Origin of the sequence: Jannaschia donghaensis, assembly GCF_001403795.1 — a bacterium.
GTDB lineage: Bacteria > Pseudomonadota > Alphaproteobacteria > Rhodobacterales > Rhodobacteraceae > Jannaschia > Jannaschia donghaensis.
The window spans coordinates 663760-675695 of record NZ_CXSU01000005.1 but is presented as its reverse complement, the minus strand read 5'-3'; the positions used below and the strand labels follow the sequence as shown (position 1 = coordinate 675695).

Below are 11936 nucleotides of genomic sequence, written 5' to 3'. Positions count from 1 at the left end.
CGCAGATCTCGCGGCGGGCGATCCTTGGATCAAAGCGCGCCGTCGGCGGCCATTTGCATGTAGGTCGCGTCGTAGCGGAACATGACGTTGTCCGCGCTGCCGGTGATCGACCCGTCGGGGTATTCGACGCCGACGAAATCGGCCGACGGCGCGCCCTCCCCCAAGATGCCTTTGTCGAACAGGAAGTCCGCCACGCTGACCATCGTTTCCGGCAACGCCGGGTCGGACGTGAAGGCGACCGCGTCTTCGGGCGCAAAGAACATCTGCGTCGACCCGAGTTGCGCCTGGTATCCCGCCAGATCGGTGCCGGACGCTTCGGCCATGGCCGTCAGCACGTCTTCGTCCCCCGCGGCCATCAGGCCCATGACTTCGTACCATGCCCCGACCAGCGCCTTGCCGAAATCGGGGTTCGCAGCCAGCGTTTCGGTGTTCACGACCATCAGGTCGATGATTTCCCCGGGGATGTCGGAACTGTCGAAGACCTTGGTCGCACCCGGCTCCTCCAGAATGGCGGAGACGAGGGGGTTCCACGTCACGACCGCCTGCACGTCATCGGTCGCAAAGGCCGCGATCATGTCGGCGTCGGACGTATTGATGACGCCGTCCAGATCCGCCTCCGACAGGCCGACACTGTCGAGCCCGCGCGCCAGCAGGTAATGGGACACCGAAAGCTCCACCAGATTGACGGGCATGCCGGCCAGACTTTCCAGGTCGCCCTCGCCCTTCAGGATGACTGCGTCGTTACCGTCGGAGTAATCGCCGACGATCAGGGCCGTGGTATCCACGCCACCGCCCGATGGGATCGACAGCGTGTCCATATTAGTGGCCGACACGCCGTCGAATTGCCCGGCAGTATATTGGTTGATCGATTCGACGTAGTCGTTGATTTGCACAATCTCGACATCGATCCCGTATTTCTCGGCCCATTTGTCCATGATGCCGCTGTCTTCCAGATAGCCCCAGGGCATCCAGCCGACGTAGATGGACCAGGCCACCTTGAAGTCGGTCTTGGTGTGCCCATCCGCATGGCCCATGGTCGCCGTGCACAGGGCGATGGCCGTCAGTGTCGCAAGGTTCTTCATGTTCGGTCCCCATCAATAAGTCTTGGATGGATTGACCGCATCGAAGTCATGGCGGAGCGCGGGTCAAACCAGCGCAGTAGCCTCCCGGGATTTTGCCCCGCCGTGTACCGCCCGGTCTTTCGCCGCACGGCGATATCTCTCGGACCTGACCCTCGGCGGAGGCGGAACCCTAGACATCCTGCCTTACGATTGAGCGAGGCCGGATCACACGATGCAATCGTCGCGCACTATGGCAGGACCGAATTCAGGGATGCCGTCTGAAATTTGGGCGAAACTGCCCGCAGCGCCCCATTCTCGGGCAGATCGCAGAACTGAATGGTGCCCCCACACGGACTCGAACCGCGGACCTACTGATTACAAATCAGTTGCTCTACCGGCTGAGCTATAGGGGCACTGACCGTCACTTAGCCGCGTCTGCACGGGCGAGCAAGAGGACGGCAGCCAGACCGACGGCTGTTATGACGAGGGCCGCCGGGGCGGCCTGCGACAGACGTTCGAGCGACGCCTGGTCATGGACGCGTGTGGCAAGGGTGTCGAAGCCGAAGGGTCGCAAAAGCAGCGTGGCCGGCAACTCCTTGACCGCATCGACAAATACCAAAAGCAGGGCCATCGCCACGGACCCGCGCATCAGCGGAAGGTGAACGCGGGCCAGAACGCCCCGCGGCCCCTGCCCCAGCGACCGGGCCGCCAAGGGCAAAGACGGCGGAATCCGCGTCAGCGCCGCATCTGCCGCCCCCTGTCCGATCGCGAAGAAGCGCACGATATAGGCAAAGACAAGCGCCGCCATCGACCCGGTCAGGATCAGGCCAGGGTCCCATCCAGTCATCGCCAGAACGGCATCTGCGACCCGGTTGTCGAGGGCCGCCAGCGGGATCAACACGCCCAGACCCAGCACCGCGCCTGGGGCCGCATATCCGATCGTCGTCACGGGCAGCAGCAGACGCGGCAAGGCCCGCCCGGTCATACGCACGCCATAGGTCATGAACAGGGCAAGGCCGACGGTCGCCACGGCCGCGACGCCTGCCACGGTCACGGTGTTCAGGACCGCCCGCGTTAATCCCGGCGCGAGCCAGCCGTCGGAGGCGAAGATCGCGTGCCAGCCCATGACCGCCACCGGAAAGCCGAAGCCCAGCAGGACCGGAAGGGCACAGGCCGATGTCATCGCCCATCCCGTCGCGCCCGTCGCCGCAGTCCGCGCCACCGGGCGTTGGGAACGGGCGGCCTGCCAAAAGCGGCGGCGCGCGCGGGACCGCCGCTCCAACAGGACCAGCAGCGCGATGAGAAGCAGGATCACGCAGGCGATCTGCGCCGCACCACCTGCGTTGCCGCCCGAAAGCCAGACCGAGAAGATGCCGGTCGTCAGGGTCTGCACGCCGAAGAAATCGACGACGCCGAAATCGTTGACGCTTTCCATCATCACCACGGCCACGCCCGCCGCGATGGCCGGACGGGCCAGCGGCAGGCCGACGGACACAAAACGCCGCCACGGGCCAGCCCCCAGGGCGCGCGCGACTTCGTAGCCCGCGCCCGATTGCTCGGCGAAGGCGGCGCGGGCCAGAAGATAGACGTAAGGATAAAGCGACAGGCCGATCACCAAAATCGCGAATGGCATGGAGCGAATGTCGGGAAAGGCGTAGTCGGCGGCCGTCGACCAGCCGAAGATCGCGCGCAGCCCGGTCTGGACCGGTCCGGCGTAATCCAGAAAATCGACGAGCGCATAGGCCCCCACATAGGCCGGGATCGCCAGCGGCATCAGCAGCATCCATGACAGGATCCGGCGGCCCGGAAAGTCGTGCATCGCCACCAGCCACGCCGCCCCCGCCCCGATGGACGCGGCCAGCACGCCCACCCCCGTCATCAGGATCAGCGTGTTCGCCAGATACCGCGGCAGCACCGTCGACAGCATGTGGGGCCAGATGTTCTCGGTCGGGAAGGCCGCCATCCAGACGACGGCCACGATCGGCACCAGAACCAGACCCGCGATCACCAACGCGCCGGCCGACCACAGGTCGAGCGGGGCTGCGGCGTGTATCTGAGCCTTTCCGTCGGACATGGGCCAAGGCGCTACGGCATTGGCGTTTGCCTGTCCAGCGGGCCACGGATAGGTTGCGGCAAAAGAACCGAGGGGCGGGGCCGGTGCAGATTGCTATTCACCTTGGTGCGCATTGCACTGACGAGGATCTGATCCTCAGGACGCTGATCGAGAATGCCCCCCTGCTGACCCGGCAGTCCGTCGTCGTCCCCCCCGGCGGCAAGGCGCGGCCCGCCATTCGCAAGGCGTTGCAGGGCAACGGCGGCAACCTGGTGCCCGGCATGGGCAATCCCCTCATGCAGGAGCTTCTGGAGGAGACGTCGGCGGACCGCATCGTGCTGAGCTACGAAGGCTTTCTCGGCATCTATGCCAAGGTCCTGTCGGGGCGGGCGATGTACACCGAAGCCGCCAGGCGGACACAGATGCTGCGTGACATCTTCCCCGGTCATCAGGTCGAATTCTTTCTGGCCGTCCGCAACCCTGCGACCTTCGTACCCGCCCTGTTCGAGGCGTCGTCGGCGACCGAATTTCCAGCCTTCATCGCCGGTCACGATTTGGCGCAGATCAATTGGTCGGAGCCTGTCGCGCAGATCCGGGAGGCTTGTCCGGACGTGCCGCTGACGGTTTGGTGCAACGAGGATCTGCCGCTGATCTGGCCCGACCTGCTGCGCCGGATCGCGGCCGTCGACGCCGAGATGACCGGGGAAGATGCGATCCTGCGTCAGATCATGACGCCCGAGGGGTTTCGCCGGTTCGAGGGCTATCTGCGCGACAACCCGGTTCCGAACCTGACGATGTGGCGTAAAGTGGTCACGGCGTTCCTGAACAAATACGCCGACGACGCCGCCATCGCCCCGGACATCACCCTGCCCGGCTGGTCCGAGGACATGATCGTCGGACTGTCGGATCTCTACGAACAGGACGTGGCGCGCCTGAGGGCGATGGACGGCGTTACCTTCATTGCCCCCTGACCCCGCGTGGGATCAGGGGGCGATCGCGCGTCAGCTCATGCCGAGCGCTTCTTTGTACATATCCAGGATCGCCTCTTCCTCGGCGATGTCGTCGGCCTCGCGCCGGCGCAGCGCGATGATCTTGCGCATGACCTTCGTGTCGTAGCCACGGCCCTTCGCCTCGGCCATGACTTCCTTCACCTGTTCGGCGATGTCCTTCTTTTCCTGCTCCAGCCGTTCCACCCGTTCGATGAACTGCCGCAACTCGTCTGCCGTGACGCGGTAGGTGTCCGCGGGTCCGTCGTCGACCACTTTGAGATCCGCCATTTTTGCCCTGCTCCTCTTGTCGGCTTGCCGGACCTTCGCTACCGCCGGGGACGGGACGATGCAATCGGGAGGAACGGGACATGACAGCTTTGATCTGGGGGGGGGCCGCGCTGACGATCCTGGGCCTGACCGGCCTCGTCATTTGCATCGTCGTGGCCGCCCGTGCCCGCGCTTCGGGTCTGGAGGGGGCCGCGATGGAAGCACGGCTGCGCAAGCTCGTGGCGCTCAACCTCGGCGCGTTGGCGATATCGGCTCTGGGATTGATGTCGGTCGTGCTGGGCGTTTTGCTGGGTTGATCCGAAGATAGCCCGACCGGTCAGGGCACCGGCAAAAACCCGCGCATCATATTGATGTCATTTGAAAACAGAAATCCGTTTGGCTTGGCGCGGATCGTGTCAGCTTCAAAGGGACATTCTGTCGCAGATGCGGAAATCCGCGACTTCTCTGGGGGCATTCACTCCCTATCTGACGTGGTGTCGGGTTGATCCGACCCAAAGCAAAATAATACTGGGAGAATATCATGATCCGCAGAACATTCATCGCCTTGGCCGCCACGACGGCCCTTGCATCCGCCGCCTTCGCCGACGCCCACACCAAGGACATCGTCGACACCGCCGCCGAAGCCGGCAGCTTCACCACACTGCTGGCCGCCGCCGAAGCCGCGGGCCTGGTCGAGACGCTGAAGGGCGAAGGTCCCCTCACCCTCTTCGCACCGACCGACGACGCGTTTGCCGCCCTGCCCGAAGGTACGGTCGAAAACCTGCTGCTGCCCGAAAATCAGGAGCAGCTGGTCGACATCCTGACCTACCACGTCGTACCGGGCGCGGTCATGTCGGGCGATCTGTCCGACGGCATGGAAGCACAAGCCGTGAACGAAGGCACGCTCGTGATCGGAACCGAGGGCGGCGTGACCGTCAACGGTGTGAACGTCGTGACCCCGGACATCGAAACCACGAACGGCGTCATCCACGTCATCGACGGCGTGCTCATCCCCGCGAGCTGATCCGTCGACGGGCGGGGGCCGAAACGGTCCCCGCCCACCTTTCGATCGTGTTAAGCTCCGGCATCGCAACGCGACCGGAGCTTTTTCATGTCTGACACACCCGACATCGTTCCCTATCTCAGCTACCGCGACGGCGCCGCCGCCATCGACTTTCTGACCCAAGCCTTCGGATTTGAGGTGGTGCAGCGCCAAGACGACGGCGACACCTTGCAGCACGCCGAACTGCGCCACGGCAACGGCATTGTCATGATGGGAACGGCCGACCTGCCCAAGGGCTCGCCCGGCCTGTATCTCGTGGTGGAGGATGTGGCCGCCCACCACGAACGTGCCATGGCGGTTGGCGCGACGGAGGTCTATCCGCCCGAACCGACCGAATGGGGAACGTGGCGTTGGCGCGCGCAAGACCCCGAGGGTCACGAATGGAGCTTCGGCACCTACGCGCCCAGCACCGTGGCCCTCGACCGGGCCTGATGCACCCGCCCGCCAGGCGCACGCTGACGGCACCGCCCCGTTTCTGCGGCCCGCATTTGCGTCAGACGCGGGCGGAGATACGCGCCCCGGTCTTTGCATCGAACAGATGGCAGATCTCGCGCGGGACGCTGGCCGCAAAGGGGGCCTTGATCGTGGTGCGGAAATCCTTCGCCGCCTTTACGGCGACCAGCGTGCCGCCTGCGCGCACCGTGACCATGGTCGAATCGCCCAGCAATTCCATGGAATAGACCGGGGCCGCGATCTGCCCCGTGCCGTCCAGGGCCACGGCGGCGTCTTCGGCCCGGAACCCGCAGACGACCGGACCCTTCATGTCCGCAAAGCCCGGAATTTCGACGCCCGTGGCATGGAATGTGCCGTCGACGATCTCCCCTTCCATCAGGTTCATTGCCGGCGATCCGATGAACCCCGCGACGAAAGTATTGGCCGGATTGTCATAGATGTCGGTGGGCGTGCCGACCTGCTGGACGATGCCCGCCTTCATCACGACGACACGGTCGGCCAGGGTCATCGCCTCGATCTGGTCGTGGGTCACGTAGATCGTCGTGACCTGCAACTCGTGGGACAGATTCTTGATCTGCGCCCGCGTGCTGACACGCAGCTTGGCGTCCAGGTTCGACAGCGGTTCGTCCATTAGGAAAACCTTGGGCGTCCGCACGATCGCCCGCGCCAGGGCCACGCGTTGCCGTTGCCCCCCCGACAGGGCGGCAGGCTTGCGATGCAGAAAATCGTCCAGCTCCACCATGGCCGACGCCCGGCGCACCCGCTCGTCGTGTTCGGCCTCGGGGATTTTCCGGACCTTCAGCGGGAAGCGGATGTTCTCGTAGACGTCCATGTTCGGGTAAAGACCGTAGGACTGGAACACCATCGCCACGTCGCGGTCCTTGGGATCCAGATCGTTGACACGGTTTCCATCGATCACGATGTCACCGCTTGTGGGGTCTTCCAGCCCGGCAATCATCCGCATCGTCGTCGTCTTGCCGCAGCCCGACGGACCCAACAGGACGAGGAATTCGCGATCCTCGATATCCAGATCGAACTCCTGCACTCCGACAAAGTCGCCCCAGCGCTTGGTGACGCCCTTCAGCTGAATACCGGCCATCTGCCATCCCCGATCCTGTGGTGCGACCACCCTAGACAGCAGCCAAGCCCTGCGGCAAGCACTTTGCATGCGTATGCAAGGAGCGATCATGCCCACAGACACCACCGCCTTCCGAACGGGCGCCTTGCGCACGCTGGAGGCTTTCGCCCGGGGCGACGACGGATATCTGACCCCCGACGCGACGGCCGAAGCGAGCGCGCCATTCGGTCGGCTGACTGCGGCCGGGTACGCCGCGCTGATGGCCGACCTTCGCCGCGCAATGCCGGATCTGGAGCGGCGCGACGACATCCTGCTGGCCGGTGACAATCGCGACGATGCCCGCTGGACCGGGCCGCGCGCGGCGTATCTGGTGGCGACCGTCGGGGCCTATGTCGGAACCTTCCGCACGCCGTTTGCGGGCATCCCGCCCACGCATGACGTGGTGTCCCTGACCTATGGAGAAGCGCATGAGATCGTGGATGGTCGCATCACGCGATCCTACCTGCTCTGGGATATTGCCGGGCTGATGATGCAGGCGGCCTGCTGGCCGATGGCAGCGACCACCGGACGGGCGGGGATATGGCCCGGCCCCAAGGGCGGGCACGGTTTGCGGTTGGAACCATCGGCTGACGCCGGAAGCCTGGACCGCGTTTTGGCCATGCACGACGCGCTGCACCGCTTCGACGGACGCGACCTCGACTCCATGCCGATGGACGCTTGGGCCGACGATTTCATGTACTACGCGGCCGGCGCGATCGGGGCTTGCCGCGGCCTGGACGGGTTTCGGGCGCATCATCAGATCCCCTTTCTGCGCGCCTTTCCGGATCGCAAGGGCGCGGGCCATTTCGTGCGCTTGTCCGACGGGCCCTTCGCCGTCACCGGCGGCGATGTGGCGATTACCCATACCGGGGGCGACTATTGGGGCATCGGCGCGTCGGGCAAGCGGCTGACGATGCGGGTGATGGATTTCTACCGGTTCGACGACGCCGACAAGATCGCCGAGAACTGGCTTCCCAATGACACGATCGGGTTGATGGGTCAGATGGGCGTCGACGTGATGGCCCGAATGCGCCACATGACCGGCCAGCCCGCGACCACGCTTTAACCCCGCAGACGCTGACCCAGCGCGATCAATTCGGGCACCAGCGCGCCGTAAGCCCGGCCCTGGTCGGGGTTCGACGCATTCCCCGCCGCCGCCCGTGCACCCACACCCGCCAGGATTGCGGCCAGGCGGTAAGCCGACAGGACCATCCAGGCGGTCCAGTCGGTGACCGCGATCCCGCTGCCATGTGACCAACGCGCGACGTAGTCCGCCTCCGCCGGCAGGTCATCCACCCGCGCCCCGGCAAGCCCGCGCAGGGGGCCACCGTGGGCCAGATGCCACTGCATGCACTGATACGCGATGTCGGCCATGGGATGCCCCAACGTCGATAACTCCCAATCCAGAAGGCCGATCACCCGCGGCTCCTCGGGGTGGAAGATCATGTTGTCGATGCGGAAATCGCCGTGGACCAGCGCCGGTTTCGCCGGGGTCACGTCCTGCTGGGCCAGCCAGTCGCCAAGGTCGGTCATGCCCGGATCGGCCACCGCAACGCTGGAAGCGTATTGCCGGGTCCAAATCGCTGTCTGGCGATCGAAGTAATCCTCCGGTCGACCGAAACTCTCCAACCCGACGGCCATTGGATCGACATGGGACAAGGCGATGAGCACGTCGTTCATCGCGTCGTAAATCGCCCCGCGGTCCGCGACGTCGGGGAGAGCGGGATCCCAGAAAATGCGCCCTTCCAAATGCTCCATCACATAGAAATCACGGCCGAGCGGATTGTCCCCTTCCTCCAGATGAATCATGCGCGGAACGGCGACGCCGGTTTGCGCAAGCGCCGACATGACCCGGAATTCCCGATCTATCATATGCGCCTTGGGCAACAGCGTTCCGGCGGGTTTTGCGCGCAAGACAAACGGGCCTGTATCCGTGGCAAGCGCCCAGGTCGGATTCGACTGGCCCGTCGCAAACCGTCGCGCGCCGGTGATCCGGGGCCGTCCCGGAAGACGGTCCGAAAGCCAGGGGGCGAGGTCCGGGGGCAATCCATCCATTCGCGCAGGGTTGCGGAGAGCGCGCGCGGTGGCAAGAGTGCGCATGAGGGAGGACGTCATGGATCTGGGATTGAGCGAACGGGGCCGCGCCCTGCGCGATGCGGTGGCGACGATGGTGCGGGACGACATCGCACCGCTGGATGCCGAATTCCACGCGGAAACCGGGGGCACGGGCGACCGGTGGGAACATACACCGCGTCAGACGGAAATCCTTGAAACACTGAAGGAAAAGGCGCGCGATCGGGGTCTTTGGAACCTGTGGCAGACGCATCTGCCGGGGGGGCCCGGGATCACGACCGTCGATTACGCCTGGATCGCGGAGGAGATGGGACGGTCGTGGCTGGCACCCGAGGTCTTCAATTGCAACGCGCCCGACACCGGCAACATGGAAGTCTTCGCCCGCCACGGCACGGACGCGATGAAGGCCGACTGGCTTGAACCGTTGATGGCCGGGACCGTCCGCTCCGCCTACCTGATGACAGAGCCGGACGTCGCGTCATCGGATGCGACGAATATTTCCCTGCGCTGCGTAAGGGACGGGGATCATTGGGTTCTCAACGGTGAAAAATGGTGGTCGACCGGCGCGGGCGATCCGCGATGCAAGGTGCATATCGTGATGTGCCGCACGGCTGACGATGGCCCGCGCCACGCGCAGCATTCGATGGTGGTCGTCCCGCGCGACACGCCGGGGGTGGAACTCCTGCGCGGAATGCAGGTGTTCGGCGATGACGAAGCGCCGCATGGCCACATGCACGTGCGATATCAGGATGTTAGAGTGCCGCTGGACGCGATGCTGCTGGGCGAGGGACGCGGGTTCGAGATTGCGCAGGGGCGGCTGGGGCCGGGGCGGATCCACCATTGCATGCGGGCCGTCGGCATGGCTGAGAAATGCCTGACGCTGATGGTGGAGCGTGGGGCGCAGCGTCAGGCGTTCGGCAGCGATCTCAACCACTTGGGCGGCAATTCCGACCGGATCGCGGAAGCGCGGATCGGGATCGAGGGGGCACGGTTGATGTGCCTGCGCGCGGCCTGGGCGATGGACGAGGTGCACCGCACGGGCGAAGACATGAAGGTGGCGGCGCCGCTTATCTCTCAGGTGAAGATCATGGCCCCGCGCGTCGCGTTGCAGGTCTGCGACGACGCCATACAAATCTTTGGCGGGGCTGGCGTTTCCCAGGATACCGACCTGGCCCGCATCTATGCGCATCTGCGAACGCTGCGGCTGGTGGACGGGCCGGACGCGGTGCATCTGCGGACCGTTTCGCGGGCAGAGCTGAGGGCACGGGGCCTGCGGTGATCGATGGGTGATCTGCGGGTGATCCACGGGTGATCTACGTCGGACGCCCGGGCGGAACCCTTTGGCCCCAAACGGCGTTTTCTGTTCAGGCTGAAACGTCAATCGGAGAGATCACATGTCGAAGAAATACAACGTCGGCGACAAGGTAAAATGGGACTGGGGCAATGGCACCGCGTCCGGCAAGGTCGAGAAAACCTACGAGCAGAAGATCACGCGCAAGCTGCAGGGTTCGGAAGTGACCCGCGACGGGTCCGAGGACGACCCGGCGTTGTACATCGAGCAAGACGACGGCGACGGCGTTCTCAAGCTGTCTTCCGAAGTCCAGAAGGCCTGAAACGAAACCGGGGCGTCAATCGCCCCGGCGTTTGACGACGGCCCAGACGCGGCGGCGCGCAACCGCCGCCACTGTCGCCGCAATGACCAAGGCGCAGAGTGCGATCTTGGAGACCGTGCCCATGGCCCCCACGATCAGCACCGCGTGAACGACAGTGCCCGCGACGACCAGAACCACGAATGTCGTATGCCCCAGCCGCCAGATGCGAAGCGGCAGACGTTTGCGGACCAGCGCGAGGGTTGCAGCGGCAAAGGCCGCCCACATCGCGATCACCCCCCAGAGCGAGAATGGCGTGGGCGAGCGGAGCGTCAGCGCGTCGATGACGTCCGGCGGGCTGGTCAGCCACAGACCGCCGACGTGGACGACGATGGCCGCCACTAGACCCGCACCAAGCCAGCGGTGGATGCGGCGGCCCGCGCCGGTGGCAAGACCCGGCAGAAGGGCCGCCGCCAGCAGCGGTTGAAGCAGAAGAAGCGCGAGACCGAGGATGCCCGCAAACCCCGCGGTCACATAAACGGCGTCGCGCCATTGCAGAAGCGGGCTGTTCGCGGCGATGCCGATGGGCAGGACAACGGCAAGGGCGACCGCGCCCCACGCCAGACCGGCCCGCAGCTTGGTCACGGCGACGGTGTCAGGCCGGAACGAGGACGAAATCGACCGTCAAAGACGTCTCGCCCGCGCTGGCCATGACGGGGCGCAGGAAGACGGTCTGAAATTCCCCGCTGTCGTAGGCAAGGTGGCCGTGGGGCTGACCGAAGGCGGGGACGATCTGCGGCATGTCCATGCGGAAGACGCCATTGGCATCGGTCAGCGTGGCCCCGTGGCTGCGCTCGTCGCGTTCGTGGCCTTCGGTCGTGTGGGCCCAAACCTGGATGCGCTGCCCGGCCAGGGGCATCCCGTCGCCCGCCCGACGCACGGTGCCGGTGGTCAGAAAGCCGCCGCCACCGATGCGGTCGACGAGCGGCGCGCCGGGGCGGTAGTTGTTGGACCCGCCCCGCATCGTCGGCGTCGGGGCAAGACCTTGCGCGTGGGCGGGGGCGCGCAGACCGGCGATTCCGGTCGCCAGAACGGCCCCGGTGGCGGACAACAGATGGCGGCGGGTCAGGGCAAGGCGTGTCATCGGGCGAGACTCCTGTCTGAAGGAAAGGGGAGGTCGGTGCGACGGTGGCACCGGCGTCTGAGCTTGAAAATAGACATGTCGCCGCAGAAGGAACACCGCCCCCACGGCTTCGTGATGGGGATCGGCG

Annotated in this window: 14 protein-coding genes, 1 tRNA gene and 1 riboswitch; of the genes, 7 read left to right on the top strand and 8 right to left on the bottom strand. The window is 65.4% G+C overall.

The features are described from left to right. Positions 1–29 precede the first annotated feature (29 nt). The 3 genes from JDO7802_RS04040 to JDO7802_RS04030 form a co-directional block, all read right to left on the bottom strand. Entirely contained in the window at positions 30–1082 is a 1053-nt protein-coding gene (locus JDO7802_RS04040) for a putative urea ABC transporter substrate-binding protein (protein ID WP_055082800.1), read from the bottom strand. A gap of 79 nt (positions 1083–1161) precedes the next feature. Then, positions 1162–1266: riboswitch (guanidine-I (ykkC/yxkD leader) on the bottom strand. Between the two features lie 132 nt (positions 1267–1398). Continuing rightward, positions 1399–1474 (bottom strand) — tRNA-Thr (locus tag JDO7802_RS04035). Positions 1475–1482: 8 nt separating this feature from the next. Continuing rightward, entirely contained in the window at positions 1483–3135 is a 1653-nt protein-coding gene (locus JDO7802_RS04030) for an ABC transporter permease (RefSeq protein ID WP_055082798.1), read from the bottom strand. Between the two features lie 83 nt (positions 3136–3218). Between JDO7802_RS04030 and JDO7802_RS04025 the strand changes: the two genes are divergently transcribed. After that, positions 3219–4085: a hypothetical protein gene (locus JDO7802_RS04025; RefSeq protein WP_055082796.1), complete on the top strand. Its 867-nt coding sequence runs from the start codon at positions 3219–3221 to the stop codon at positions 4083–4085. A 30-nt stretch (positions 4086–4115) separates the two neighbouring features. Here JDO7802_RS04025 and JDO7802_RS04020 read toward each other — a convergent pair whose 3' ends face one another. Further along, positions 4116–4391, bottom strand: a complete 276-nt coding sequence (locus JDO7802_RS04020) for a DUF2312 domain-containing protein (RefSeq protein ID WP_055082794.1) — start codon at positions 4389–4391, stop codon at positions 4116–4118. 80 nt (positions 4392–4471) lie between these two features. On the opposite strand from JDO7802_RS04020, the gene JDO7802_RS04015 reads away from it, so the two are divergent. From JDO7802_RS04015 to JDO7802_RS04005, 3 genes are all read left to right on the top strand, one after another. Then, positions 4472–4687: a hypothetical protein gene (locus JDO7802_RS04015; RefSeq protein WP_055082792.1), complete on the top strand. Its 216-nt coding sequence runs from the start codon at positions 4472–4474 to the stop codon at positions 4685–4687. 224 nt (positions 4688–4911) lie between these two features. Next, positions 4912–5394, top strand: a complete 483-nt coding sequence (locus tag JDO7802_RS04010; RefSeq protein WP_055082790.1) for a fasciclin domain-containing protein — start codon at positions 4912–4914, stop codon at positions 5392–5394. A gap of 87 nt (positions 5395–5481) precedes the next feature. Then, entirely contained in the window at positions 5482–5865 is a 384-nt protein-coding gene (locus JDO7802_RS04005) for a VOC family protein (protein ID WP_055082788.1), read from the top strand. A gap of 61 nt (positions 5866–5926) precedes the next feature. Here JDO7802_RS04005 and JDO7802_RS04000 read toward each other — a convergent pair whose 3' ends face one another. Continuing rightward, a complete protein-coding gene (locus JDO7802_RS04000) occupies positions 5927–6985 on the bottom strand; it encodes an ABC transporter ATP-binding protein (protein WP_055082786.1) in 1059 nt (352 codons plus the stop codon). Positions 6986–7073: 88 nt separating this feature from the next. Here JDO7802_RS04000 and JDO7802_RS03995 point away from each other — a divergent pair, with 88 nt between their 5' ends. After that, positions 7074–8069 carry an ester cyclase gene (locus tag JDO7802_RS03995; RefSeq protein WP_055082784.1) on the top strand — a complete coding sequence of 332 codons (996 nt, stop codon included), beginning with the start codon at positions 7074–7076 and terminating at the stop codon, positions 8067–8069. Here JDO7802_RS03995 and JDO7802_RS03990 read toward each other — a convergent pair. Next, on the bottom strand, positions 8066–9058 hold the full coding sequence (locus tag JDO7802_RS03990; protein ID WP_055083039.1) for a phosphotransferase family protein: 993 nt from the start codon (positions 9056–9058) through the stop codon (positions 8066–8068). The genes JDO7802_RS03995 and JDO7802_RS03990 overlap by 4 nt on opposite strands. A 58-nt stretch (positions 9059–9116) precedes the next feature. Here JDO7802_RS03990 and JDO7802_RS03985 point away from each other — a divergent pair, with 58 nt between their 5' ends. Both JDO7802_RS03985 and JDO7802_RS03980 read left to right on the top strand, forming a co-directional pair. Then, positions 9117–10355, top strand: a complete 1239-nt coding sequence (locus JDO7802_RS03985; RefSeq protein WP_055082782.1) for an acyl-CoA dehydrogenase family protein — start codon at positions 9117–9119, stop codon at positions 10353–10355. Between the two features lie 115 nt (positions 10356–10470). Next, entirely contained in the window at positions 10471–10689 is a 219-nt protein-coding gene (locus JDO7802_RS03980) for a hypervirulence associated TUDOR domain-containing protein (RefSeq protein WP_055082780.1), read from the top strand. Positions 10690–10704: 15 nt separating this feature from the next. Here JDO7802_RS03980 and JDO7802_RS03975 read toward each other — a convergent pair whose 3' ends face one another. Both JDO7802_RS03975 and JDO7802_RS03970 read right to left on the bottom strand, forming a co-directional pair. Beyond that, entirely contained in the window at positions 10705–11310 is a 606-nt protein-coding gene (locus JDO7802_RS03975) for a ferric reductase-like transmembrane domain-containing protein (protein WP_055082778.1), read from the bottom strand. Between the two features lie 10 nt (positions 11311–11320). Next, on the bottom strand, positions 11321–11809 hold the full coding sequence (locus tag JDO7802_RS03970; RefSeq protein WP_055082776.1) for a hypothetical protein: 489 nt from the start codon (positions 11807–11809) through the stop codon (positions 11321–11323). Between the last annotated feature and the right edge of the window lie 127 nt (positions 11810–11936).

Excerpts from the sequence above, each read along its gene's own strand:
- JDO7802_RS04030 (WP_055082798.1), bottom strand. The coding sequence starts at position 3,135 with ATGTCCGACGGAAAGGCTCAGATACACGCCGCAGCCCCGCTCGACCTG.
- JDO7802_RS04000 (WP_055082786.1), bottom strand. The coding sequence starts at position 6,985 with ATGGCCGGTATTCAGCTGAAGGGCGTCACCAAGCGCTGGGGCGACTTT.
- JDO7802_RS03995 (WP_055082784.1), top strand. The coding sequence starts at position 7,074 with ATGCCCACAGACACCACCGCCTTCCGAACGGGCGCCTTGCGCACGCTG.
- JDO7802_RS03970 (WP_055082776.1), bottom strand. The coding sequence starts at position 11,809 with ATGACACGCCTTGCCCTGACCCGCCGCCATCTGTTGTCCGCCACCGGG.
- JDO7802_RS04020 (WP_055082794.1), bottom strand. The coding sequence starts at position 4,391 with ATGGCGGATCTCAAAGTGGTCGACGACGGACCCGCGGACACCTACCGC.
- JDO7802_RS04040 (WP_055082800.1), bottom strand. The coding sequence starts at position 1,082 with ATGAAGAACCTTGCGACACTGACGGCCATCGCCCTGTGCACGGCGACC.
- JDO7802_RS03980 (WP_055082780.1), top strand. The coding sequence starts at position 10,471 with ATGTCGAAGAAATACAACGTCGGCGACAAGGTAAAATGGGACTGGGGC.
- JDO7802_RS04005 (WP_055082788.1), top strand. The coding sequence starts at position 5,482 with ATGTCTGACACACCCGACATCGTTCCCTATCTCAGCTACCGCGACGGC.
- JDO7802_RS03990 (WP_055083039.1), bottom strand. The coding sequence starts at position 9,058 with ATGGATGGATTGCCCCCGGACCTCGCCCCCTGGCTTTCGGACCGTCTT.
- JDO7802_RS03985 (WP_055082782.1), top strand. The coding sequence starts at position 9,117 with ATGGATCTGGGATTGAGCGAACGGGGCCGCGCCCTGCGCGATGCGGTG.
- JDO7802_RS04010 (WP_055082790.1), top strand. The coding sequence starts at position 4,912 with ATGATCCGCAGAACATTCATCGCCTTGGCCGCCACGACGGCCCTTGCA.
- JDO7802_RS04015 (WP_055082792.1), top strand. The coding sequence starts at position 4,472 with ATGACAGCTTTGATCTGGGGGGGGGCCGCGCTGACGATCCTGGGCCTG.